18 protein-coding genes are annotated in these 23,399 nt (G+C 71.7%); 11 read left to right on the forward strand and 7 right to left on the reverse strand.

Annotated features, from left to right (window positions below; all coding sequences use genetic code 11):
- Positions 1-18: 18 nt before the first annotated feature.
- Positions 19-336, reverse strand: coding sequence for a hypothetical protein (locus WMF44_RS05575; protein WP_437298078.1), 318 nt, complete (start codon positions 334-336; stop codon positions 19-21).
- Between the two features lie 534 nt (positions 337-870).
- Here WMF44_RS05575 and WMF44_RS05580 point away from each other — a divergent pair.
- From WMF44_RS05580 to WMF44_RS05605, 6 genes are all read left to right on the forward strand, one after another.
- Complete coding sequence (locus WMF44_RS05580; RefSeq protein WP_437298079.1) at positions 871-3,123, forward strand: heparinase II/III domain-containing protein; 2,253 nt, start codon at positions 871-873, stop codon at positions 3,121-3,123.
- A 25-nt stretch (positions 3,124-3,148) separates the two neighbouring features.
- Positions 3,149-4,348 carry a glycoside hydrolase family 88/105 protein gene (locus WMF44_RS05585; RefSeq protein WP_437298080.1) on the forward strand — a complete coding sequence of 400 codons (1,200 nt, stop codon included), beginning with the start codon at positions 3,149-3,151 and terminating at the stop codon, positions 4,346-4,348.
- Positions 4,349-4,585: 237 nt separating this feature from the next.
- Positions 4,586-5,401, forward strand: a complete 816-nt coding sequence (locus tag WMF44_RS05590) for an ABC transporter ATP-binding protein (protein ID WP_437298081.1) — start codon at positions 4,586-4,588, stop codon at positions 5,399-5,401.
- Positions 5,398-6,519, forward strand: coding sequence for an efflux RND transporter periplasmic adaptor subunit (locus WMF44_RS05595; protein WP_437298082.1), 1,122 nt, complete (start codon positions 5,398-5,400; stop codon positions 6,517-6,519). The genes WMF44_RS05590 and WMF44_RS05595 overlap by 4 nt, the downstream gene beginning before the upstream one ends.
- A complete protein-coding gene (locus WMF44_RS05600) occupies positions 6,516-7,742 on the forward strand; it encodes an ABC transporter permease (RefSeq protein ID WP_437298083.1) in 1,227 nt (408 codons plus the stop codon). Before WMF44_RS05595 ends, WMF44_RS05600 begins: the two co-directional genes overlap by 4 nt.
- Entirely contained in the window at positions 7,739-8,986 is a 1,248-nt protein-coding gene (locus WMF44_RS05605) for an ABC transporter permease (protein ID WP_437298084.1), read from the forward strand. The genes WMF44_RS05600 and WMF44_RS05605 overlap by 4 nt, the downstream gene beginning before the upstream one ends.
- Before the next feature lie 26 nt (positions 8,987-9,012).
- Here the strand turns inward: WMF44_RS05605 and WMF44_RS05610 are convergent, their stop codons facing one another.
- Positions 9,013-10,299: an MFS transporter gene (locus tag WMF44_RS05610; protein ID WP_437298085.1), complete on the reverse strand. Its 1,287-nt coding sequence runs from the start codon at positions 10,297-10,299 to the stop codon at positions 9,013-9,015.
- 331 nt (positions 10,300-10,630) lie between these two features.
- Complete coding sequence (locus WMF44_RS05615) at positions 10,631-11,101, reverse strand: N-acetyltransferase family protein (protein ID WP_437298086.1); 471 nt, start codon at positions 11,099-11,101, stop codon at positions 10,631-10,633.
- Positions 11,102-11,167: 66 nt separating this feature from the next.
- Between WMF44_RS05615 and WMF44_RS05620 the strand changes: the two genes are divergently transcribed.
- On the forward strand, positions 11,168-11,857 hold the full coding sequence (locus WMF44_RS05620) for a YqiA/YcfP family alpha/beta fold hydrolase (RefSeq protein WP_437298087.1): 690 nt from the start codon (positions 11,168-11,170) through the stop codon (positions 11,855-11,857).
- A 136-nt stretch (positions 11,858-11,993) separates the two neighbouring features.
- On the opposite strand, the gene WMF44_RS05625 is transcribed toward WMF44_RS05620, so the two are convergent.
- On the reverse strand, positions 11,994-12,380 hold the full coding sequence (locus WMF44_RS05625) for a DUF4280 domain-containing protein (protein ID WP_437298088.1): 387 nt from the start codon (positions 12,378-12,380) through the stop codon (positions 11,994-11,996).
- 87 nt (positions 12,381-12,467) lie between these two features.
- Entirely contained in the window at positions 12,468-13,730 is a 1,263-nt protein-coding gene (locus tag WMF44_RS05630) for a PH domain-containing protein (RefSeq protein ID WP_437298089.1), read from the reverse strand.
- A 129-nt stretch (positions 13,731-13,859) separates the two neighbouring features.
- Between WMF44_RS05630 and WMF44_RS05635 the strand changes: the two genes are divergently transcribed.
- Positions 13,860-16,343 (forward strand): type VI secretion system Vgr family protein, encoded by a 2,484-nt coding sequence (locus tag WMF44_RS05635; protein ID WP_437298090.1) that lies wholly within the window; start codon positions 13,860-13,862, stop codon positions 16,341-16,343.
- 23 nt (positions 16,344-16,366) lie between these two features.
- Complete coding sequence (locus WMF44_RS05640; protein WP_437298091.1) at positions 16,367-18,298, forward strand: hypothetical protein; 1,932 nt, start codon at positions 16,367-16,369, stop codon at positions 18,296-18,298.
- Positions 18,299-18,822: 524 nt separating this feature from the next.
- On the opposite strand, the gene WMF44_RS05645 is transcribed toward WMF44_RS05640, so the two are convergent.
- Positions 18,823-18,993, reverse strand: a complete 171-nt coding sequence (locus WMF44_RS05645; RefSeq protein WP_437298092.1) for a hypothetical protein — start codon at positions 18,991-18,993, stop codon at positions 18,823-18,825.
- Positions 18,994-19,049: 56 nt separating this feature from the next.
- Between WMF44_RS05645 and WMF44_RS05650 the strand changes: the two genes are divergently transcribed.
- Positions 19,050-20,447, forward strand: a complete 1,398-nt coding sequence (locus WMF44_RS05650) for a DUF2169 domain-containing protein (protein WP_437298093.1) — start codon at positions 19,050-19,052, stop codon at positions 20,445-20,447.
- 212 nt (positions 20,448-20,659) lie between these two features.
- Positions 20,660-21,454: an alpha/beta fold hydrolase gene (locus WMF44_RS05655; RefSeq protein WP_437298094.1), complete on the forward strand. Its 795-nt coding sequence runs from the start codon at positions 20,660-20,662 to the stop codon at positions 21,452-21,454.
- A gap of 25 nt (positions 21,455-21,479) precedes the next feature.
- On the opposite strand, the gene WMF44_RS05660 is transcribed toward WMF44_RS05655, so the two are convergent.
- The gene (locus WMF44_RS05660; protein WP_437298095.1) at positions 21,480-23,279 is read right to left on the reverse strand and encodes a protein kinase domain-containing protein; all 1,800 of its coding nucleotides are present in this window, start codon (positions 23,277-23,279) and stop codon (positions 21,480-21,482) included.
- Between the last annotated feature and the right edge of the window lie 120 nt (positions 23,280-23,399).

A 23,399-nucleotide genomic window follows, 5' to 3' on the forward strand; every position in this document is an offset into this window, starting at 1 on the left:
CCCGGAGCGCCGTGAGCCCTAGGCGCTCCCGCGGGCCCCTCCCTGGCCCGGGCGCCCTCCGCTCAGCCGCTGTCCGAGGAGCTGCTTCGCGCGCTCCGCGCGCTGCAGCTCCTCCTGCCGGACCTCGCTGAAGAAGGAGGCGAGCTCTTGATCACCCTGCTGCTTCGCGTCCTGGATGTACTGTGAGTGGGTCTGCGCGCCCTTGAGCGTATGGTAGAGCACGCTGACCAGGTTGTAGTCCTTGTCGGGGATCACGCTGCTCTCGGTGCGGCCCTCCTGTAGGCCAGCGCCCTGCTGCCCCTGCGCGCCCATTCCCTGCTTCTGCTCGGTCGCCATATCAACCTCCTCGACTCCCCCCACCGAGGCCGAGCAATGCAAGCGGGAGACCGCGCGGCGGGGAGCCCCTGTGTCGAGGGGGGCCGCGCGAGCGGCGCGGTCGCTCCACCCCGCCCGTCGCGTCCTGCCACAGCAGGCAGACGCCCGCGCAGGATCGCACCACCCTGCGCGACCGCGCCCCCTCACGCGGGGAAGGCCGCGAGCGCGCTCGACGCAGCCCGCGCCAGGCCACCGCAACAGGCACGGCTCAGCTCGCAGGCCATGCTCCCCGGGGCGCCTGCCGGGCTGATCCCGGCGGGCTCACAGAAGACTCCTCCTCTCCCGCATTCCCCTCGCGACCGCGCGTCACCCGCGTTGTTATCTCCGCTCTGGTCGGATCTTCCGGCGTGTCGGCGGCTGCCGAGACTGCCCATCGTGGACATGTGGTGATCGGCCCCACGGTAGCGAGAACTCGAGCGGCTCCAGGCCGGGGCGAGCTGATACGCTGGGCCTCACGCACCAGCTCGTCCCTCTGAGCCCTCGCCCCATCCTTCCATGAAATCACGGTCTCGCGGTTTTCCTCTCTCTCTTCACACCCTCGCTCCGGCGCTCGCGTGCGCCGCGCTCGCTACCGCGGGATGCGGCACGGACGCCCCCGGGCCGAGCGAGCCGCGGGACACCGGCGTCCATCCGCGGCTCCTCGCGCGCCCGGAGCACCGCGACCTCCTGCGCTCGCGCGTCGATCGCGAGCCCTACGCGTCGATCCTCGCCACCCTGAAGCGCCGCGCCGACCGCCCTTACGCGGAGGAGCCCGACCCCGCTTCATGGGACCACAAGACGAACGGCAACAACGCCTCGACCGCGCAGGCGAATGCCCTCCTCGCCTGGGCCTTCGAGGACCGGGCGGCGGCCGACAAGGCGCGCGAGTTCCTGCGCCGCCTGGAGACCGACTGGGACACGAACACGGTCCTCGACATGAACATCCGGATGGCGAAGATCCTCATGGGGTACACGAACACGTGGGACCTCCTGAGCGCCACGCCGTGGTTCCCCGACGAGGAGTCCGCCCAGGCCGAGAGCAAGATCACCGACATCACCGGTCAGTTCTTCGCCAAGTACCTCGAGCACGATTTCTATCGAGATCTCCTGCTGCGCCCCGCGCAGAACAACCACCCGATCAGGACCGCCGACGCGCTCGGTTATGTGGCGCTCGCGTTCCCCGAGCACCCGGCGGCCGCGACCTGGTGGAGCTGGTCGATCTCGGAGCTCGATTACCTCTGGGGCCCGGACGGGCAGTACGTGCAGCCCGACGGCGGGGCGTCCGAGGGCCCGTATTACTCCGGCTTCGCCTGGGGCCCCACGGCGGCGTTCTTCATCGCCCTCGACAACGCGCTCGAGGGCGAGGTGGCCTTCACCCGCGACTGCCGTACCCGCTCCGACGAGGACCCGTGGGCCGGACACGGCTGCGTCGACGGCGAGCAGGGCGCGCTCGAGGTCCCGCTGCGCGGCGGGCTCTTCACGAAGGCGGTCGACTGGTCGCTCTCGCTGCGACTCCCCTGGGGCAGCCGGCCCCCGGTCGACGACGGGGTCTTCACCCCGTTCAACGGGAGCCCGCTGCTCACCTCCTTCGGCGGGAGCGGGGAGTACCTGTGGGACTGGGAGCAGAACCGCGACCCGCAGGCCATGGAGTTCGGCGCCGACCTCATCGCCCATCACCTGCTCTACGTCGACGACGCGGTGGCCCCCGAGGCGCCGCGCTTCCTCACGCGCTTCTTCCCCGACACCGGCCACGCGGTGTTCCGCTCGGACTGGGGCGACGACGCGCGCTGGCTCCTGCTCCTCGCGGAGCACGGCTCGGCGCGCAAGGCGATCCACGACCACGTGGACGGCACGTCGTTCTCCCTCGCGGCCTACGGAGAGTACCTGTTGATCGACGCCGGCTACTACAAGCCCGATTCGCTCGACAACGCCAAGACCAGCCAGTCGCCGTCGCACAACGTGATCCTCATCGACGGCCGATCCGCGCCCGACAAGGGGCTCTTCAACGATTTCGGCGACGCGGACGCGTTCCTCCGGAACACCCATGACGGCGACGCCGTCGATTACGCGGAGGCGCACCAGGACTACCAGGACACGCACGTCGAGCGATCCGTGGCCTTCATCGACGGCCGCTACTTCGTGGTCGGCGACCGCCTCTCGACGTCGCACCCGGCGGCCCGCGCGCACGCGTGGCGGCTGCACGGCTACGCGGGGCTCACGTCCGGAGGCACCTTCGAGCTCCTCCCCGACGGCGGCCGATGGGAGCGGGCGCGGGCGGGCGTCGAGGCGCGTGTGCAGTCGACGTCGCCGGGGCTCGCCGTCGGGGAGCCGCCGTACACTCCGCTCACCGCGCCCCACGTCCACGAGTTCGAGGAGGACCGCAAGGCCGCCGACCACGCCGTCATCGACGCAGCCGTGCAGGCCGAGGCGCCGGGGTTCCTGGCGGTGCTCCTGCCCTACAAGGTCGGCGTGGACGCGGGCCCCGACGCGCCGCTCCAGGCGGCGCCGATCGCGGCGGAGCCTGGCGTCGTCGCGTGGCGGATCGAGAGCGAAGGAGGGACCGACGTCGCGGTGCTGCGGAGCAAGGGAGCCCCGGAGGCGCTGGCGCTGCCTGGCGGGCAGGTCCTCGAGACCGACGCGGAGCTCGTCGTGGTGCGGATCGAGGGCGAGCGGCCGTTCGCGCTGATGGCGAGGGGGACCAGGGTGCTCGTCGACGGGAGCCCCCGCGTCACCGCGCCCGACGCGACCGGCCTCGCCGTGGAGGAGTGAGATGCCCCCGAGAGCGCGCCCTCCCATGCCGCGCACGTCGCGCCTCCGCGCGTTGCTCTTCGCTGCCGCCGCGTGCGCTGCGGCGGCCGGCGGGTGCGCGGGGGAACCGGGCGCCGGGCAGCCGGGCAGCTCCGGGGCGGGGTGCGCTCCGATCTCACCGTCAGCGGAGGACGCGTTCGCGCGCGAGCGCGCACCCGACTCCGAGAGCATCACGCTGGCGCGCGCCATCGCCGACCGCTGGATCGCCGAGCACCCGGCGGAGTCGCTGCCGTGGGACTGGGGCGAGGGCACGGTCATGCTCTCGCTGGTCGAGCTGTACCGCGTCACGCAGCACTCCCCCTACCGGGACTACTACCAGCGCTACACCGACCGCCACCTCGAGTACGGCTACGAGATCACGACCAGCGACCGCTGCCCGCCGGCCATGGCCGCGCTCGCGCTCCACGAGGAAACGTGCGCGGCCCCCTATGCGAAGGTCGCCGACGACGTGCTCCGCTACCTCTACGAGGAGGCCCGCCGGACGGAGCAGGGCGGCATCAACCACCTCGGCGTGTCGCCGCTGTTCGAGCCCACCCTCTGGGTCGACTCGCTGTTCATGTTCGGCAACGTGCTCGTCCGCGCCGGCGAGCGCTCGGGCGAGGCGCGTCCGCTCGACGAATTCTCGAATCAATTCCAGATCTTCGCTTCGCTCCTCCAGGACGAGCCCGGGCTCTTCCGGCACGCGTACGACTGGGCGGCGCCGCAGGATCCGGACGTGTACTGGGCGCGCGGCAACGGCTGGGTCACGGCGGCCGGCTACGAGTACCTCCGCGTGCGCGCGGCGCGCGGCGAGCGCGACGACGCCGTGGCCAGGGCGCTCGAGCGGCAGGTCGCGGCGGTCGTGGGCGCGCAGGACCAGGACAGCGGACTGTGGTGGACCATCATGAACCGCCCGGGCGAGATCTACCTGGAGACGAGCGCGACGGCCCTCTTCGCCGTCGGGCTCGCGCGCGGGTTGCGCCACGGCTTCCTCGACGCCTCGGTGCGCCCCGCGATCGACCGCGCCATGGCAGGCGTGCGCTCGCGCATCGAGGACGACGGCTCCGGGCGGCCGGTGGTGACCGGAATCTCCGGGCCCACGACGGTGGGAAAGCTCGAGGATTACGCGGCGGTCGAGCTCCGCGACGACCTCTCGTACGGCGCCGGGGCCGCGATCCTGGCGCTCGTCGAAACGTCCGGGCTGTAGCGCCGCCAGCGCCACGCTTGCCGTGGCCTCGGCGCGCGACCGCCGCGCTCCTGCGCCGCAGTTGCCTTGCTGCTGCGCTTCGCCTACGCCTCAGCGCGTCCGCCGGCCTTCGCAGCGCGATGGCCTGAACGACGAGAGCGGCGCACCCTGGTGCGTCACGCGCGGGTCCGGCGAACCGGGCTCGCGCGGGTCGCGGCCGTCCGGCGGACGGCGCGCAGGCCACCGCCGAGGACCCTCATGGCTGCACTCGTGAAGCTCGACGCGATCACCAAGGTCTACTGGATGGGCGAGGTGGAGGTGCAGGCGCTCCGCGGCGTCTCCCTGGAGCTCTCGCGGGGCGAGATGGTCGCCATCATGGGCGCCTCGGGGTCGGGCAAATCGACGACCCTGAACGTCATCGGCACGCTCGACCGCCCCACTGGCGGCCGTTACCTCCTCGACGACGAGCCGGTCGAGGAGCTCGACGAGGTCGAGCTGGCGCAGCTCCGCAACCGCAAGATCGGGTTCGTCTTCCAGTCGTTCAACCTCCTTCCGCGCGACACCGCCCTCGCGAACGTCGAGCTGCCCATGGTCTACGCCGGCGTCCGGCCGGCCGACCGGCGGGCGCGGGCCGCGCGGGCGCTCGCGCGCGTCGGCCTCGAGGACCGGGCGCACCACCTGCCGAACCAGCTTTCCGGCGGCCAGCAGCAGCGCGTGGCGATCGCCCGCGCGATCGTCAACGAGCCGCCGCTCCTCCTCGCGGACGAGCCGACCGGCGCGCTCGACTCCGCCACCACCGGGCAGGTCATGGAGCTCTTCTGCGCGCTGCACGCGCAGGGGATGACGGTCGTCGTCGTGACCCACGACCGCTCGATCGCCGACTACGCCACCCGCGTCGTCACCTTCAGGGACGGCGCCATCGTCGAGGACACCGGCCCGCGCGGCCGGCGCGTGGACGTCCCGCCGCCGGTTCCTGGACCGTCGTCGCCGGTTCCTGGACCGTCGTCATCGGTTCCTGGACCGTCGTCGTCGGTTCCTGGACCGTCGTCGTCGCCTCGTGGAGGCCTCTCGTGAGCGCCCGGCGTCGGCGGCGGCTCTGGCCGTGGCTCGTCGGGGCGCTGGCGCTCGCCGGGGGCGGCGCCGCCGTCCTCGCGAAGGCCGGCTCCGGCCCCGCGCCCATCGACCCCGCGCTCGTCGTGACCGCGAAGCGCGGCGACCTCGCCGTCGAGATCCTCGAGACCGGGCGCATCGAGGCCCGCGAGCAGGTCGAGCTCAAGTCCAAGGTCGCGGGCCAGGTCGCCGAGGTGCTCGCGGACGAGGGCGCCCGGGTCCAGAAGGACCAGCTGCTGCTCGTGCTCGACCCGACCGACTACGAGCGCGAGGTCGCCCGCGCCGAGGCCGAGCTCGCCCGGGCCAGGGCCGCCGCGGGCTTCGCCAAGCGCGTGGTCGCGCAGCGGACCGCCGGCGTCGAGGCCAGCGTCGTCCCCGCGCAGGAGCTCGACACGGCCAAGCACGACCTCACCGAGAAGACCGTCGCCATCCGGCTCGCCGAGGTCGCGCTCAGCGCCGCCAGGGACCAGCTCCGGTACACGAAGATCTCCTCGCCCCTCGACGGCACCGTCATCCAGCGCAACATCGAGCCCGGCGAGGTCGTCACGCCGGGCGTGCAGTCGACCTTCAACGGCAAGGCGCTGCTCACCGTGGCCGATCTCTCGACGCTCGTGGTGAAGGTGGACCTCAACCAGATCGACGTGGCCAAGGTCGCGCTCGGCCAGACGGCGACCCTGACGCTCGACGCCCTGCCCGGCAAGACGTACGCGGCCAGGGTCACCAAGATCGCGCCCGCCTCGGTGAAGCTCGAGGGACGCGAGGTCGACGTCTTCCCGGTCGAGGCCGAGCTCACCCAGATCGACGGCCTCATCAAGCCCGGCATGACCGCGGACGTGCGCATCCGGCTCGACAGCAGGCCGGGCGTTGTCTCGCTGCCCATCGAGGCCGTCGCCGACGAGGGCGGCAAGCAGCTCGTCACGCGCGTCGTCGACGGCCCCGACGGCAAGCAGACGACCGAGAAGGTCGAGGTCGCGCTCGGCGCGCGCAACGACCGCGACGTCGAGATCGTGAACGGCGTCCCGGAGGGGGCCCGCGTGCTCATCAACCCGCCCTCGGCGGCCGCGAACGAGACGAAGATGTGAGGTGGTCCGCCTACCTCGCGATCGCCGCGAAGGCCCTCTCGGCGCACAAGCTGCGGTCGCTCCTGACCGTCCTCAGCATCACCCTGGGCGCCTTCGCCATCGTGCTCATGACCTCGCTCGCGGAGGGCGGCCTGCTCACGCTGGGCCGCGGCATCGAGCAGCTCGGCGGGGCGCGGCTCATCCTCGTCGTCCCGAAGGCGCCGGAGCGCGCCGAGCGGAAGAAGACGATGTACGTCACCGGCTTCACCCGCCGGGATCGCGATCGGCTCGCGCGCGGCGTCCCCCACGTCGCCGAGCACACCATGTACGCCATGCTCGGCTCGCGCGACGTCATCTCCGACGAGGGCAAGGAGGATCGCACCGACTTCATCGCGGCCGACAGCGGCTTCCTCGACGCCTTCCGGATGCCCGTCGCGCGCGGCCGGACGTTCTCGGACGAGGAGGACCGCCGCCGGGCCCGGGTCTGCGTCGCCGGCCCGAAGCTCGCGGCGCGGCTCTGGCGCGGCGACCCGATCGGCCGGTGGGTGACGGTCGGGGCCCTGCGCTGCCGGGTCATCGGCGTGCTGGCCGACGCCGATCGGGTGGGCGTCAACTTCGGCTTCAGCTGGGTCGACCTGCTCGTCGCCCCGCTCGACACGGCGGCGGACGTCGAGAAGGCGGTGAGCACCTCGGCGCTGCTCGTCATCAAGACCGACGACGTCCGCAACAACGACCCGGTGAAGCGCATCATCAACGCGCTCCTCGTCGACCGCCACCACGGCGTCGACGACTTCACCCTCCTCGATTTCAGCAGCATCATGCAGAAATTCGAGGCCCTGTTCACCACGATGAAGGCGATCGTCGGCCTCATCGCGGGCGTCGCGCTGCTCATCGGCGGCGTGGGCGTGATGAACATGATGCTCGTCAGCGTGTCCGAGCGCGTGCGCGAGATCGGCATCCGCAAGGCGCTCGGGGCGTCGCCGCGCGACATCAGCGCGCAGTTCCTGGCCGAGGCGGCGCTGCTCTCGGGCTTCGGCGGCCTGCTCGGGGTCGCCGGCGGCGCCGCAGCGGCCGAGCTCGCCTCGATGGTCATCCGCCGCTTCACGCCGAGCTGGATCGGCGCGGTCTCCACGCCGGCCGTCGTCGCCGCGCTGCTCGTCTCCTCCGGCGTGGGCGTGATCTTCGGGTGGCTGCCGGCCAAGCGCGCTGGCCGGCTCGACCCCGTGGCGGCGATGCGGCGATGAGGCTCGACGATCTCCTCCACTCGACGCGCGCCGTGGTCGCCGACCGGACCCGCGCCGCGCTCACGCTGCTCGGCATCATCATCGGCACCGGCTCGATCGTGCTGCTCGCCTCGCTGCTCGCGGGCGGCGAGGAGGCGCTCCTCCGGGCGAGCCAGCAGGCCGTGGAGGCCGACCTCATCCAGGTCCACCCCGCGGAGGTGAGCGTCAAGGACCGGCGCCGCACCCGGCGCGACCTCTCGCGGGACGACGCCCGCGCGCTCGCCGCCTCGCGCGCCCTCGGCGGCGCCTCGGCCCTGAGCGAGTCGGTGCGCCCGACCGAGGCCCGCGCCGGCGGCAAGAAGAAGCGGATCTCCCTCGTCAGCGCCGTGCCGGCGGCGCCGGCCCTCTACGACCTGGAGCTCGCGGCGGGCCGCTTCCTCGTCGAGGCGGATCTCGCGGCGCGGCGGCGCGTGTGCGTGGTCGGCCACGAGGTCTGGGCCGAGCTCTTCGGCGGCCCTCCGGCGCGGGCCGAGCAGGCCGAGCCCCTCCACATGACGGCCGACGGCCACGTGTGGACGGTCGTCGGCGTGCTCCAGGACCGGCCGATCCTCGGCTCGACGGACGACACGAACATCTGGAACCGCAAGGTCCTCGTCCCGGAGACCACCTACGACGCGCTCTACGCGCCGTCGCACAGGACCGACCGCCTGTACGTCCGGCAGGATCCGCTCGTCACCGTCCGGACCCCGCTCGCCGCGCTCCGCGGCGTCATCGACGCGACGCTCCAGCGCCGCCATCACGGGGTCAAGAACTTCAGGATCGAGGACGAGGACAGCCACGGCCAGGAGAAGCTCGTCCTCGACATCATCAAGATGCTGCTGCTCAGCACCGGCGTCGTCGCGCTGATCGTGGGCGGCATCAACATCATGAACATCATGCTGGTGACCGTGACCGAGCGGACGCGGGAGATCGGCATCCGCCGCGCGGTCGGGGCCTCGCCGCGCGCGATCCTGCTGCAGTTCCTGTGCGAGGCGGCGGCCGTCTCGCTGCTCGGCGGGGTGCTCGGCGTGCTCTCGGGGCTCGCCCTCTCCTGGCTCGCCAGCGCGCTGCTCGCGCACATGGTCGGCCGCTGGGCGTTCCAGGTCGAGCCGTGGTCGCTCTTCCTCGGCCTCGGCCTCTCGGTCACGATCGGCGTTGTCTTCGGCTTCTACCCGGCCTGGCGCGCCTCGCGGCTCGACCCGATCGAGGCCCTCCGCTCGGAGTAGCGCGGCTCCCGAGGACGCTCACGTCCTCACGTCGTCGCGGCGGCCTCGGCCGTTCCGCCGCCGTCCGCGCTCTCCTCGGCATCGCGCTTCGCGTGGGGGAAGCGGTCCATGCGGCTGAGCACGGGGAAGCCGAGGGCCCACAGCGCGGCGACCACGAGGGTGGCGCCGCCGCCGAGGAGGATGGCGGGGAGCAGGCCGAACCAGCTGGCGGTGAGGCCGGACTCGAACTCGCCGAGCTCGTTGGAGGCGCCGATGAACACCGCGTTGACGGCGCTCACCCGCCCTCGGATGGAGTCGGGCGTCTCGAACTGCACGAGGATGTGGCGGATATAGACGCTCACCATGTCGCCTGCGCCGACGAGGAACAGGGCGATGAGCGCGACGGTGAAGCTCCGGGTCTGCCCGAGGGCGATGGTGGCGAGCCCGAACACCGCGACGCCGCCGAACATCCAGCGGCCCACCTGGCGCGTGATCGGCCGGAAGGCGAGGACGCCGGCGGTGATCGCGGCGCCCGCGGCCGGCGCCGTGCGGAGCAGGCCGAGGCCGGTCGGGCCGGCGTGGAGCACGTCGCGCGCGTACGCGGGCAGGAGCGCGACCGCGCCGCCGAACAGCACCGCGAACAGGTCGAGCGAGATCGCGCCGAGCACCGCCGGCTTCGACCAGACGAAGCGCAGCCCCTCCAGCACCGCGCTCCACGAGGTCGGCCCGGCGCGCCTCTCCTGCTGGGTCGCGCGCACGAGGCTCATGAGCACGAGAGAGACGAGGAGCAGCGCCCCGACGATCGAATACACGACCTTCGACCCGGCGAGGTAAAGGAGCCCGCCGAGCGTCGGTCCGACGATGACCGCGACATGGAAGCTCGATGAGCTGAGCGCGACCGCCTTGCTGAAGCTGTCCTGCGGCACCAGGTTCATCAGGATCGCCTGCTGCGCCGGCATCATGAAGGCGCGCGCGCTGCCGAACAGCACGAGCACCGCGAACACGGGCCACACGACCGTCAGGCCCGACACCGTGAACGCGAGCAGCAGGAGGGAGCAGAGCAGCTCCACGGCGAGGCCGACCGTGATGATGCGGCGCCGGTCGAACCGATCCGCCGCCTGGCCGGCGAAGAGGATCAGCGCGAAGAACGGCGCGAACTGGGCGAGGCCGATGAGGCCCAGATCGAAGACATCGCCGGTCAGCGCGTAGACCTGCCAGCCGATCGCGACGCTCTGGATCTGCACCGCGACCGCGGAGAGCAGCCTGGCCGCGAGGTAGAACGCGAAGCTCCGGTGGCGCAGCACGCCGAGCCCGGTGAGGTTGTTGGAAGACATCTCGGCGCCTGCGGCGGTCCTGGTGGGGCGTTGTGGACTCTCGCTCGACCACGATGAGCAGTCGGGCGTGTCGCGACCGAGTCCAGGAGTCGCGCCGCCGTTCTCAGCACACGCGGCGTGTGGGATGGGCGATTCGCAATCCGCCATCGGCCATCGACCATGATTCGCAACATCCGTACCAGGATCCCCCGCGCTCGCGGTGGTCGCCTGGACGGCGTGCCTCGGGCGCGATCGGGCCGCGAGCGCGCCGAGGGGGCGCGGCCGCTGCTGCTCCAGCAGCAGCCGGTGGTGCTCGGTTGCGCCGCCACGAGCAACGCCCGTGGCGAGCGCGTCAGCCCTGCGCGAGCCGGGCGAGCGCCTCGCCGGTGAGGCGGTGGACGGTCCACTCGTCCATGGGCTTGGCGCCGAGCTTCCGGTAAAAGCCGAGCGCCGGCTCGTTCCAGTCGAGCACGGACCACTCGAGGCGCCCGCAGCCGCGCTCCACAGCGAGCTTCGCGAGGTGCACGAGCAGGGCCTTGCCGTGGCCTCCTCCGCGGTGCTCCGGGAGCACGAAGAGGTCCTCGAGGTAGATCCCGGGCTTGCCGAGGAAGGTGGAGAAGCTCTGGAAGAAGAGCGCGAATCCCACCGGGATCCCCTCCGCTTCGGCCAGGACGACCTCGGCCGCCGGCCTCGGCCCGAAGAGGTGCGCTTCGAGCTCGCTCTCGTCGAACGTGACCTCGTGCGCGAGCCGCTCGTACTCGGCGAGCATCCGGATGAGGCGGGCGATGGTGGGGATATCGGCGGCGGTTGCGGGGCGGATCATGGCGTCTCTCCGGCACGTCATACCCCATCGTCGCGCCGCGGTGGAGGGAGTAGGCTCCCCGCCTGAATGACCCTGACGACGCCGCCCTCCGCCGCCGGCCCGCGCTGGCTGTACCTGCACGGCTTCGCCTCGGGCCCGAGCTCGACCAAGGGCGTCCGGATCGCCGCGCACTTCGAGCAGCGCGGGGTCGCCGTCGAGCGGCTCGACCTGCGGGTCCCCTCGTTCGAGCGCCTGCGCCTCCGCGCGATGATCGACGCCGTGAAGCAGGCGATCGGCGGAGAGCGCGAGCGGGCCGTGGTGATGGGATCGAGCCTCGGCGGCCTCACCGCGTGCCGCGTCGCCGAGGAGGACGCGCGCGTGTGCGCGCTGGTGCTGCTCGCGCCCGCGTTCCGGATCATGGAGCGATGGCGGCTGCGGCTGGGCGAGGAGGGCTTCCGGGCGTGGGAGGAGCAGGGGTGGATCGAGGTCGACGACTACGCGGAGAAGAAGCGAGCCCGGGTGGACTTCGGCTTCGCCGCCGACGCCGCCGAGGTGGATGAGCGCTCGGGGGGCTGGCCGGACGTGCGTGTACCCACGCTGATCGTCCACGGCCGGAGCGACGAGGTGGTGGACGTCGAGCTCTCGCGGACATTCGCCGCGGGGAAGCGGCATGTCCGTCTCATCGAGGTGGACGACGGCCACGAGCTCGTGGCCTCGATCCCGCGCATCGTCCGCGAAACGGACGAGTTCCTGCGCCATTTCGTCGGCGGCTGCTGAGGGACGCGCTCCGCAGCTCGGATCGCAGCGTTCACCGGCAACCTCCGGTTCCGCCCGTGCACGTACGCGTACGCGTACATGATCTGGATTCGGAAGCGCCCTCCGAATGTAAAGCCGATCGCGGGAGCGTTTGATGCTAATCGATCTCCACGCCCGTGCCCGGATCGGTGATCTCGATGCTCCCCGACCAGGCACACTTGCATTTCGAGTCGTCAGTGAGCGCCTTTTGGTCCGAGATGGTGACGACCGAGGAGCCCGGCGACCAGGGGGCGGTGATCACCGGAACGCAAGGCATAGGCGTGAGTACACCTTGCGCAGCGGCTGTGGCGGCGGCGACCTGCGGATTCGTCTGCGTCTTGCACATGCCGAAAGGAGCGATGTTGACGATCGGCGCGTGATCCATGACGGTGGCCGTGGGCTGCTCGTCGACGTCAGCGCCGATGATCGGGAGCACGGTGAGGCTGGAGGGGGAGAGCCCCTCGCTGCACTTGAGCTTCGCGCCGTGTATGACCAGCTTCGGCATAAGGTCCTTCGCGCCAGCCGATGCGAACCGGGGCACCGATGGTAGGAGGGCGGGGGCCTCGGCCGCAAGCGGCTCACCCGGCGCTCCTCACGCCCGTCGCATCGCTTCCTCTTCGGCCGCCGCGAGCGCGCCCTCGTCGATCTCCCCGTCGGCGGCCCGCAGCATCGCGATGCGCAGCTTCGTGCTCACGCACGCTTCGACGGCCGCGCGCACGCGGGCCTGCGCCGCGGGCCCGCCCGAGGACGCGAGCGCCGCCGCGGCGGCCACGCGGCGCTCCGGCCTGGCCGCGCCGTCCTCCACGACGCTGAACAGGTCGTCGGCGGCGATCCCGGCGCGCCGGTAGCCTGTGCTCTCCTGCAGCAGCGCGATGATCGCGTGTTTCCACTCCGCGAGCGGCCGGCCCGCCCGATCGAGCGCCGTGAGCGTCTCGGCGGGCGCCGCCGCCGCGCGCCCGGCGAGCGCATCCGCGACGCGCCTCGCCAGCGCCGCGGCCTCCTCGGCGCCCGACGTCATCACCACGACCGGGCCGCCGCTCCGGCGCTCGACGACCAGCGCGGCCCCGCGCACGCCCACGCGCGCGATCCCCGCGCGCGGGACGAAGCGCCGCCGGAGGAGCCGGCGGATGGAGAGGCCATCCGTGCCGATCCGGAGGGTCGTGCCGACGAGCGGCCGCAGGCAGCACCACGCGCCGACGCTGCTGATCACCGACAGGGCGCCCATCAGCGCGAGCGAGCCGAGCCAGTAGTCGTTACCGCCCAGCACCACCGTGGCCAGAGCGGCAGAGAGCACCGCCGACGGCGCTGCGACTGCGAGCGACACGAGGCCCACGAGCGCGAGGACGAAGCGACGCGCCGGGGGGTGCGGCGAGCCGAGCTGCACCGCGACTGCGCGCTGCTCCGGCGCGACGCCGAGCGCCTCGAGCAGCGCGTGGCCGTCGGCGGCGCCCGTCACGTCGGCGGCGACCACCTCCCCCGTCCGGATCTGCAGCATGACGCGCCCGTGGCCGCGGCCCTCCTCCGTCCATCCTGCGACGATGTCGCCGCGCGCGATCGTCCGCGTGCGCCCGCCGATCTGCACGTACAGCGCGCCGCCGTCCGCGGTGACCGCGCCGGGCTGGCCGCGCCGGGCCGCGCCTGCGGTGGGGCCGCCGCGCAGCGAGCCGACGAGCAATGCCAGGCACAGGAACGTCAGCGCGGTGCCGTAGATGCCGGTGAGGTCCGGCGCGTACGCGGTGAGCAGCGCCATGGAGACGCCCCAGCCGCCGACGACCGCGATTCGCAGCGCCCATGCCCGGCGGCGGCTCACGATGCGGAGGCTCGGGCTCTCGATGCAGAGGCGCGGGCTCGTCACGGTGCGACGCACATCGTATCACGCCGCCGCCCGGCCCAGCCGACCGGAGGTGTCCAGGGCGCAGGCGCGGGGCTTGACACGGCGCTGTCCCGGGCGTGTCCTTCGCCCGGGAGGTCGCTCCCTCGTTCTATGCTCGCCGAACCGCTGCTCGATCGCATCGCCGGGACGGAGGGCGCCTCGGCCTTCCTCCGCGAGTTCCAGCTCACCGTCGGCGCCGTGCCCCCGACCCTCATCGAGGTCGCCGCCTTCCGCGGCGAGGAGAGCATGAGCGAGCTGTACGCGTTCGACGTCGTCGCCGTCGTCGCGCCGGCTACCGCCGCGCTCTTCCGGATCGGGGATCCCGCGCGGCTCACGATTCCAACCGTCCATCTCGGCCGCTCCGTCCACGGGATCGTCAGCGAGATCGCGCGCGTCGCCTCCGACACCGAGACCGAGCGGGTCCGCGTCCGCATCGTCCCGCTCCTCTACATCCTCACCAAGAGGACGAGCTCCCGCGTCTTCCAGGACATGACCGTCGACGCCATCGCCGCCCAGGTGCTGGCGGAGCACGGCGTGCCGTTCCAGATGCGGCTCTCGGCGCCGCACGAGCCTCGCCCCTACGCCACCCAGTACTGCGAGACCGACTACGACTTCCTCTCCCGCATCTTCGCCGAGGAGGGCCTCGCGTTCTGGTTCGAGCACCCGCCGCTCCTCCCCGACGTGCCGCCGAGCATCGGCGGCCCGCGCGAGATCCTGGTCGTCGCCGACTCCCCCACGGGATACCCGGCCGACGTCGAGGCGTTGGCCTTCCGCCCCGGGCTCGCCGCCCTCACCACCCCCGACGTCGCGGATGTCACCGCGTTCCGCCGGCTGGAGCGCCTCGATCCGACGGCCGTGGAGCTGCGTCGGTATGATTTCATGCGGGCTTCGTCGAACGCGGGTCAAGTCGTGTCGGTCGTGCCCAACGCGATCCCCGTGCACCGCGGCGGCGTCGCGAGCCAGGCCCGGCACGACGACGCCCCGCGCGCGGGCGCCGTCCCGCTCGAGTGGTACGAGCCGCACGGCCACGAGCACGGGCTGCGCGTCGACAGCGACATCCTCGAGCGCAAGCTCGCCCAGCTCCGCGTCCGGTCCGACACGTGCTGGCTCAAGACGAGCGCGCGCGGCCTCGGGCCTGGAAGCCTGCTCGTCGTCGAAGCGCAGGACGTCGCGAGCACCTCGCCGCTCGTCGCGCTGCACGTCGTCCACCACGGCAACCTCGGCGACCACGGGCGCCGCTACGAGGCCGAGGTGGTCGCAGCCCCGTGCGGCGTGCTCGGCTGCCGGCCCGTGCCGCCGCGGCGCATGGCGCAGGTCGTCGAGAGCGCGGTGGTCGTGGGCCCCGAGGGGGCCGACATAGAGACCGACGCGTACGGCCGGGTGAAGATCCAGTTTCACTGGGACCGCGACCAGCCGAACGACGGCACCAGCTCGTGCTGGATTCGCGTCGCGCAGCCGTGGTCGGGGGCGCAGTACGGCTTCCAGTTCATCCCGCGCGTCGGCACCGAGGTGCTGGTCTCGTTCCTCGGCGGCGATCCGGATCGCCCGGTCGTCGTGGCCTGCCTGCCCAACCTCGCCAACCCTCTGCCCTTCGCCGTCCCGGATCAGGTCACGAAGAGCGGCATCCGCACCCAGAGCACGCCCGGCGACAGCGGCGCCGGGTACAACGAGCTCTCGTTCGACGACCGGAGCGGCCAGGAGCTCGTCCACCTCCGCGCGCAGAAGAACCACGAGGTCGTCGTCCTCGGCGACCAGACCGAGCGCATCGGCGGCTCGCAGGCGACGAGCGTGGCCGTCGACCGCACGATCGAGGTGGACGGCATGGACTCGCTGCGGGTCACGCGCGACCGCGCGGCCCTGGTGTCCGGCGACGATCACCTGACGATCCTGGGCGGCGCGAACGGCCGCGTCGCGGCCGACCGCGCGGTCGAGGTCGGCGGCAACGACAAGGTCGCGGCCGCCGGAGCGCTCCTGTCGGAGGCTGGCGGAGAGGTCCGCATCCAGGCCGGCGTCAAGCGCCCCTCGAACGCGACGATCGTCGCGAGCGGCGAGTCGCGCATCGTCGGCGCCGCGCAGGTCCGGCTCCACTCGCCGAAGGGCGTCGAGATCCGATCCGGCGACTCCGTCCTCTCGCTGACGCCGGCGGGGATCACCCTCCAGACGAAGGCGATCAAGCTGGTCGCGACCGAGGCGCTCGAGCTGACGCGCGAGGCCACGCAGATCAAGCTGACCGACAAGCTCGACGTGGGGAGCCAGGAGATCAAGCTGGAGACCCAGCAGGCCTCGCTCGTCCTCACGGCGACGCACGCCGAGCTGCACGGCGTCGCCGTGAAGCTCGGGGGTGCCAAGGGACAGAAGCGCACCGCCCCCAGGAAAGACGACGCGCAGACGATGCCCGCCAGGTTTCAGATCAGGCGCCCCCAGGGCTACGACGGGCCGCTCACCGCCGTGGTCAGCCTGCCCTCGGGGGAGGTCGTCGAGAAGAGCATCGACGCGAGCGGGACGCTGTCGTTCGACGGCTTCGACGGGGACGAGTTCCACATCCTCGAGATCCGGATGGGCGACGAGCGCGTCGGACACGCCGGCTCCGACTGAGGTCGCCGAACGGGAGAGTCGCCATGGCGCACAGCGTTTTTTCCCTCCTCCGACTGACCATGCCGCTGGGGATCGGCGTCGCCGCCGCCCGCAGGGCCGCTCGCCTGAGCGAGTCCGCGGTCCTCTCCCCCGCGCAGCTCTTCCCCTATGTCAGGCCGCTCGGAAAGAGCGCCGATCTGCGCCCGCCGGCCCCCTCGGCGCCCAGCCCGCCGTCCGGCGCCGCCGAGAACCTCGCCGCCTGGTGGGACAGCACCACCGCGAGCCAGCGCCTGTGGTCCTTTCAGCACACCGGGGCGACGCCGAGCAGCTTCACCTCCGTCACGGCGCGCGTCCGCGACACCGGATACAAGACGCACTCCGTCTTGACCTCGATCGACCTCGGTCGCCTGAACGGCACCTCGGTCTCGCCCGAGGTCCGCATCGTCACGGAGGCCGGCGCCACCCTCGATCTCCCGCTCACCCTCGACTACGTCCACAGCAAGTTCCACGTCACGGGCGGCTGGGTGGGCGAGAACGCGCTCCTGTTCCACCCGCTCGCGGCGTACCTCGATCACGGCATCGTCATCGCCTTCGCGTACGAGATCGGCGGCGGCAACGTGCGCCCCTACGTCCCTTCTCCGACGGACCCGAGCGAGCAGGCCTTGAGCGACTACCTGTCGAGCGGCGCGTCCGCGTCCGATCCGGAGAACGACCGCTGGCTCGACCGGATGTGTAGCGGCGACTTCATGCCCAGTGAGGTCGCCCCCACGATGACGACCTCGGGCGGCACGCGCGGCGTGTCGGTGTTCCCGCCCCGGGTGATCATCGCCGTCACGCTCGCCACCCTGCGCGAGCGCGCCGATTTCGAGCCCGGCGGCATCGTGGGGATGGGCCGGATCTACCCGCACGTCATGGTGCGCTCCAACGTGCGCCTCAAGCGCATCGAGACGGCGGCGAAGTTCACCCGCCCTGCCCGCACCACCACGCTCGATACGGGCAACGGCACCGTCCCCGGCACGAGCTGCAACGCCTACGCCGACATCAAGAGCCTGCTCGTGGCCGACTCGAACGAGGACCCGTGGGGCGTGAACGACGCCTTCAAACCCTTCTGGTCGGGCGTGTTCGCCTACTACGAAGTCGATCCCGACGTCCGCCTGGGCGGCACGCCGCTCCACGTGGTCCGCCGCGACAGGTCGTCGACCCGCACCGAGGCGAGCTGCGGGCACCGTGATCTCGCGTCCTCGCCCGAGACGTTCACCAGCATCGAGAAGCGCCCGCGACAGGGCGAGTTCGACAACATCCACATTGCCCCCCGGCTCCGGCTCGACGCCGCGTTCGTGACGTACAGGGCCGCGATAGCGTGGCCGCCGGGCTCGCGCCAGTACGACGCGATCTCGCCCTCCAGCATGCGGCTCGACCAGCTCGCGATGGCCCCGTTCTGCTCGCACGACTGCTTGCACATGCACTGGCGCTGGTCGCCGGGCGGCCCTCGCTGGACGAAGGGGTGGGGCTCCGGCGTCGCGCCTTACTCCGAGGTCGCCGTGCCCATGATCCCCACGAACCACGACCTCGACCTCATCTGCAACGGCCCGAACACGGTCACCCTCGTCGAGAAGGCCTATCCGTCGTCGACCCCCGGAGAAGACGACACCGGGGCCCTGGAGGCTGACCGCTTCGAGATCTTCTTCTACCCCGGGGCCGCGTACGCTCAAGGCATCGTGAGCTGGCGCGAGTCCGTCGGGGCCTCCATGGTCGCCTGGGGCGCGAACGGGCGCACGGGCTTCTCGTCGTGGGACTTCGCCGACGCCTCGCGCACCCTCATGGACATCACCCAGCCCTCGGTCCTCTACTGGAACCTCCGCTACTACGCGTGTCAGGTCGGCACGACGTGGACGGCCACTCCCTGGATTGGCAGCTACAGCGCCCCCACGAGCGACATCACCACGGCCGAGGTGGATCGGGCACGCCACGCGTAGGGCGCCGCTGCCCGATCGCGACGGGCAGGCGCCAGCGCCCGGGTCGTCGCCGCGCGAGCGCGCGACCGGACGGAGGCCACGGACGCACGCGGAGCGCCGGGCGCGAGCGCTTTTGATGGCCGGGGAGCCGGTGGTAAGGTCGGTATCGTGGATTTCCTCCCCCCCGACGCCCACCACCGGATCGTCTTCTTCCGCCTGGGCGCGCCCACCCCGGTCGAGGCTGTGGCGGCCGAGGTCTCGCGCCTGCTCGAGGTGGCCCGTGGGTGGGGCATGCCGTATCAGATGTTCGCTGCGTACGACGCCGCGTTCCGCGTCGTCGCCATCGATCGGGACGAGACGCTCGTCGCGCTGCTCCGGGCGTCGGCCGTCGACTGGCTCGGCGAGCGGCCGGCGGGCGCGCCCACGCATCGGTTCGGCGCGTTCAACCGGCGTGAAGACGCCGAGTTCGCCGACGTCTATCTCTGCTTCCGCGCCGAGGGCGACGCGGCCGACCAGGGCGCGGGCCCGCCGCGCGACGTGGCCTTCTACGGTGAGGTGCGCTTCGGCGTGGGGAGCACGACCGGCCCCGACGCGCTGCTGAGGCGCTTCGAGGAGGTGCTCGCCGTCGTCTCGCCGACCCACGCGTTCGTCGAGACGACGTACCAGAAGCCGCGGGCCGTCTCCGAGGCGACGGCGCCGCGCGTCGGGTGGGCCACCTTCTCGCCCGAGCGGCTGGGGCCGCCGCCTTCGTTCGCGTCCCCCCACCGTCGTCGTGCCCGCCCCCGTCGGATCCATCGTGGTCGCCACGCCCGGCGCGTTCGACGACGACGACGCGCGCGCGGCCACCCGCGCGTGCGTGTCGTGGGACCTCCAGCCTTTTCTCGAGGTCCGCGTCCAGGCGGCGCAGCCGTACGTCGATCCCCGGCCGCCCGAGCCCAAGGTCTTCGTGCCCCAGTACTTGCTCACGCCGACCCCACCGCCCGCGGTCGAGCCCGTCACGATGCAGGCAGACCCGAACCCCGGCTCGCCCTGGGCGGCCGCTCCCACGCCGCGCATCGAGGCGGGCGACGTCCCGTGCTTCGTCCTCCACGGCGGCGCCGATCCGCGGACTCGGCCGCTCCGGGCCGCGGCCGTCGTGTGGTCCATGGGCGGCGCCTCGTACGTCACCGGCATCGCCAAGATCTCATTCGTACTCCAGACAGGCTGGATGAGCCTCACCGCCCCCGAGCCGATCCTCGAGAAGGACAGGTTCTACCAGCAGAGCACGCTCCACAGCCTCGAGGACCATTCCGACCTGATCCCCTATCTCCCGCGGGGCGAGGCGTTGGTCCGAGGCAGCGCCGTGGTGCAGAGAGGGCGGGTGACCCGCGTCCGCCTGCTGGTGCAGGAGGCCGAGGGGCGGGGCGTCGTTCTCGACAAGCTGCTCGACCTGCGCGGCGATGTCGACGCCGGAGGGGCCGATCTCGTCTCCGTCCCCCTCCGGTACGAGCTGGCCGCGTACGACGAGGTGCTCAATCCGGCAGGCGTCCGGGCTGGGGCGAAGATCCCTTCGAGGATCCTGCATCCCAAGGCCGAAGGCCTCGCCGTGGGCCTCGGCAGCCTCTCGCCGTATTGGCCGGTCCGCGCGGACCGGCTGAAGCCGCACGAGAAGCAGGCGTGGAGCCGCTCGCCCATCAACCTGCCGCCCAACTTCTCGTGGGACGTGTACTCGGCCGCTCCGCCGGATCAGCGCATCCAGGGTTTCTTCCAGGGCAAGGAGCGGATTTACCTGGAAGGGTTTCACACGCGCCACCGGGTGATCGACGCCGTGCTGCCGGGCGTGCTCGCCAGCGGGCACGTCTTCTTCCGCAACGGACGGTCGAGCCCAGTCCCTATGGTCGCCGACACGGTCCGGGTGGATCTGGATCGGTGGCTCGTCTCGGTCACGTTCCGGGGCCACGTGCCTTCACCGTCTCCGGAGCCGACCGACGTCGTGTTCGGCGCGGCCCTGCTCGCTCCGTACGCCCCTCCGCCGGTGTGGCCGAAGTACGTCGTATTCCCTTACTCGCCCGAGCCCCCGCCTCCCGCCCCCGGCACGCGGACCGCGCCAATGGACGTATTCGTCACGGCCCCAGACCCGAGCGGCGGCCTCCCCTTCATTCCCGCGGACGACAAGAAGGGTCGTGACTGACCGTTGGAAGGCGCCGACGTCGGTGGATATGCCCGACACGCCGAGCTCCGCGCCCAGCACGGCCATGCGGCTGTCATCGATGTCGCTGCCGCCTCACCAACCGGCTGGCATTCTACGCGAGAAGAGCACAGCTATCAAGAGCGAAGCGCGCCGCTTACAGATCGTGCGCGACCGGCCGCGGATCGGCCGCGGTCGAGCGATCGGAGGAGCGAATGGCGACAGCGACGGCCACCGGGCGCACCGCGCCCGTCAACGACATCGAGATGTACTACGAGCTCCGCGGCGAAGGGCCGCCGCTCGTGCTGCTCCACGGCTTCACCGGAGCGGGCGGGGACTGGGCTCACGTGTTCGACCTCGCGGAGCTCGGGGGTGGACACACGGTCATCACCCCCGATCTGCGCGGCCACGGCCGCTCGACCAACCCGGCTGGCTCGCTGACGATCCGCCAGTGCGCCTCCGACGTGTTCGCCCTCCTCGACCACCTGGGCGTGAAGGCGTTCCGGGCCATCGGCCTCAGCTTCGGCGCCAAGTGCCTCCTGCACCTGGCCACGCAGCAGCCGGACCGCGTCGCGTCGATGGTCCTCGTTTCCGCGACGCCGTACTTCCCCGAGCAGGCCAGGGCGATCATGCGCCTCGTCTCCGACGAGGGCCGCTCCGAGGAGGAATGGCGGGACATGAGGAGCCGCCACGCGCTCGGCGACGCGCAGATCCGTGCGCTGTGGAATCAGCCGCGCCGCTTCGCGGCCAGCCACGACGACATGAGCTTCACGCCCCCCCACCTGTCGACCATCACGGCGCGCACGATGATCGTGAGCGGCGACCGCGATCCCCTCTACCCGGCCGAGCTCGCCCTGGAGCTGTACCGCGCCATCCCGCGCTCCTGCCTGTGGATCCTGCCGAACGGCGGACACGGCCCCATCTTCGGCGAGTGGAAGGAGCCGTTCGCCCGCGCGGCGCTGGCGTTCCTGCGCGATGATCCGGGCGAGCAGGTGGCCGTCAGGGCATGACGAGGGAGACGCGCGGCGCGCAGCGTCACTGCGCGCCCTCGGCGCGCTCCTCCACCGGCGCTTGCGCGCCGAGCTTCGGAAGCCGGACGCTCAGCGTCTTCGTCTCTCCCGGCTCCACATTGACCATCAGCGTCCTGGAGGCATGCCCGGGGGCGGACAGCACGAAGCGATGCCCCTCGCCCACCGTGAGCCCCTCGATCCTGGTGCGATCGCCCTTCCAGAGCTTCCCGTCGACGAAGATGCTGGCCGGCGGATCGACCCAGAGCACCACCGTCGCCGTGAGCCTGTCCAGCTCGGCCACGATCTCCTTGAAGCGTGCCTCGTCGCTCAGCTTCACGGCCGTGCGGTACGGCTTGTATCCGTCTCTCGTGAGCTTGATGTGGAGCTCGCGCCCGAGCGGGAGCTCGTGGACCTTGGCCGGCGTGGCGACGGGGTGACGCTCGCCGTTCACCCATAACGTGCAGCCCTCGGGCTTGCTCGTGATCTCCAGCGAGCCCTTCGCCTCGAGCGGCGCGGGCGGCTCCTGACGGCTCGCCTGGGCGTCGTGGACCATCGTCATGAACTCGGCGTGCCGCTCCGAGAGCTGCCCCTGCATGTAGAGGAACCCAGGCACGAGCGCGAGCGCGCTGGCGGCCGGGATGAACGCCGCAACACCGCCCTTGCCCGAGAGCGGCGGCGGGCTGCTCAAGCTCGTCGGGCTCGTGCTCGTCGGGACGCCGCTCTGGGAGACGGTCGCGCCGCCGCTCATCTCCAGCGACCAGCGCTGCTGCTGCGCCGCGATCACGTCGATGAGCTGCCTGACGCCGAGGAGCGCCTCCTTGTGGCGAGCGAGCTTGTCCCGGAAGAGCGACTCCATCCATGCCGTGAGGCCCATGGGCGAGGCGGGGATGCGCTCGTCGCGGATGAGCTCCTCGAGCGCGGCGTGCATCTCGCGGGCTGACTGGTAGCGATCCTCCCGCCGCTTCTCGAGCGCGCGCAGCACGATCTTCTCCAGCCCCTTCGGGTAGCCGGGCTTGATCGCGCTCGGGAGGGGGTACTCCGAGCCGTGGATCTGGAGGAGCGTCCGCATCTGGGTCCCTCCCTTGAACAGCCGTCTGCCCGTCGTCATCTCGAACAGGACCACGCCGGCGGCGAAGATGTCCGCGCGATGGTCGATGCGATCCCCCGCCACGTGCTCCGGGGCCATGTAGGCGAACTTGCCCATCAGCACGTTTTCTTTCTGCTCTTCGACGTCGCCGAGCTCGCTCCGCGCGATGCCGAAGTCGACGATCTTCACGTCGCCCGTGTAGCTCACGACCACGTTGCGCGGCGAGATGTCCCTGTGGACGATGCCGAGCGGCGCACCGTCGAGGCCGCGCTTGTCATGGACGTACGCGAGCCCCGCGCAGACGCCGAGGATGATGCTGAGCGCGTGCTCGAGCGGGATCCCTCCCGGGTCGCGCTCCGCCGCCTCGCGCACGATCGAGCCGACGTCCTCGCCGTGGATGTGCTCCATCGCGATGAAATACGTCCTGTCCACCTGCCCGGCGTCGAACGTCTGGACGATGTTGGGATGCGACAGTGTCGCCGCGATGCGCGCCTCGTGGAGCAGCATGTCGATGAGCGACGGATCCTGGTTCATCGAGGGCAGGATGCGCTTGATCACCACGAGCTTCTCGAAGCCGAAGGACGAGCGATGCAGCGCGAGGAAGATCTCCGCCATGCCCCCCGCCGAGAGCTTCGACAAGAGCGTGTATTTGCCGAACTGTTTCGGCAAGAGCTCAGGTGCGTTTCCGGCCGCGCTCGGCGGCGCGCCGCCCGCGGTCAACGCGGTACGCTCTTGCATGAGACATTCTCCTGGTTCCAGTGGACGCTACGGCAAGGCCAGCGCAAAGGGGCCTCATGAGGAGCGCTCTCGGGCGAGTCTTACCATGGAGCGGTCATGAGATCTCAGCTTTTTTTGAGC

Origin of the sequence: Sorangium sp. So ce426, assembly GCF_051475585.1 — a bacterium.
Taxonomy (GTDB): domain Bacteria; phylum Myxococcota_A; class Polyangia; order Polyangiales; family Polyangiaceae; genus Sorangium; species Sorangium cellulosum_B.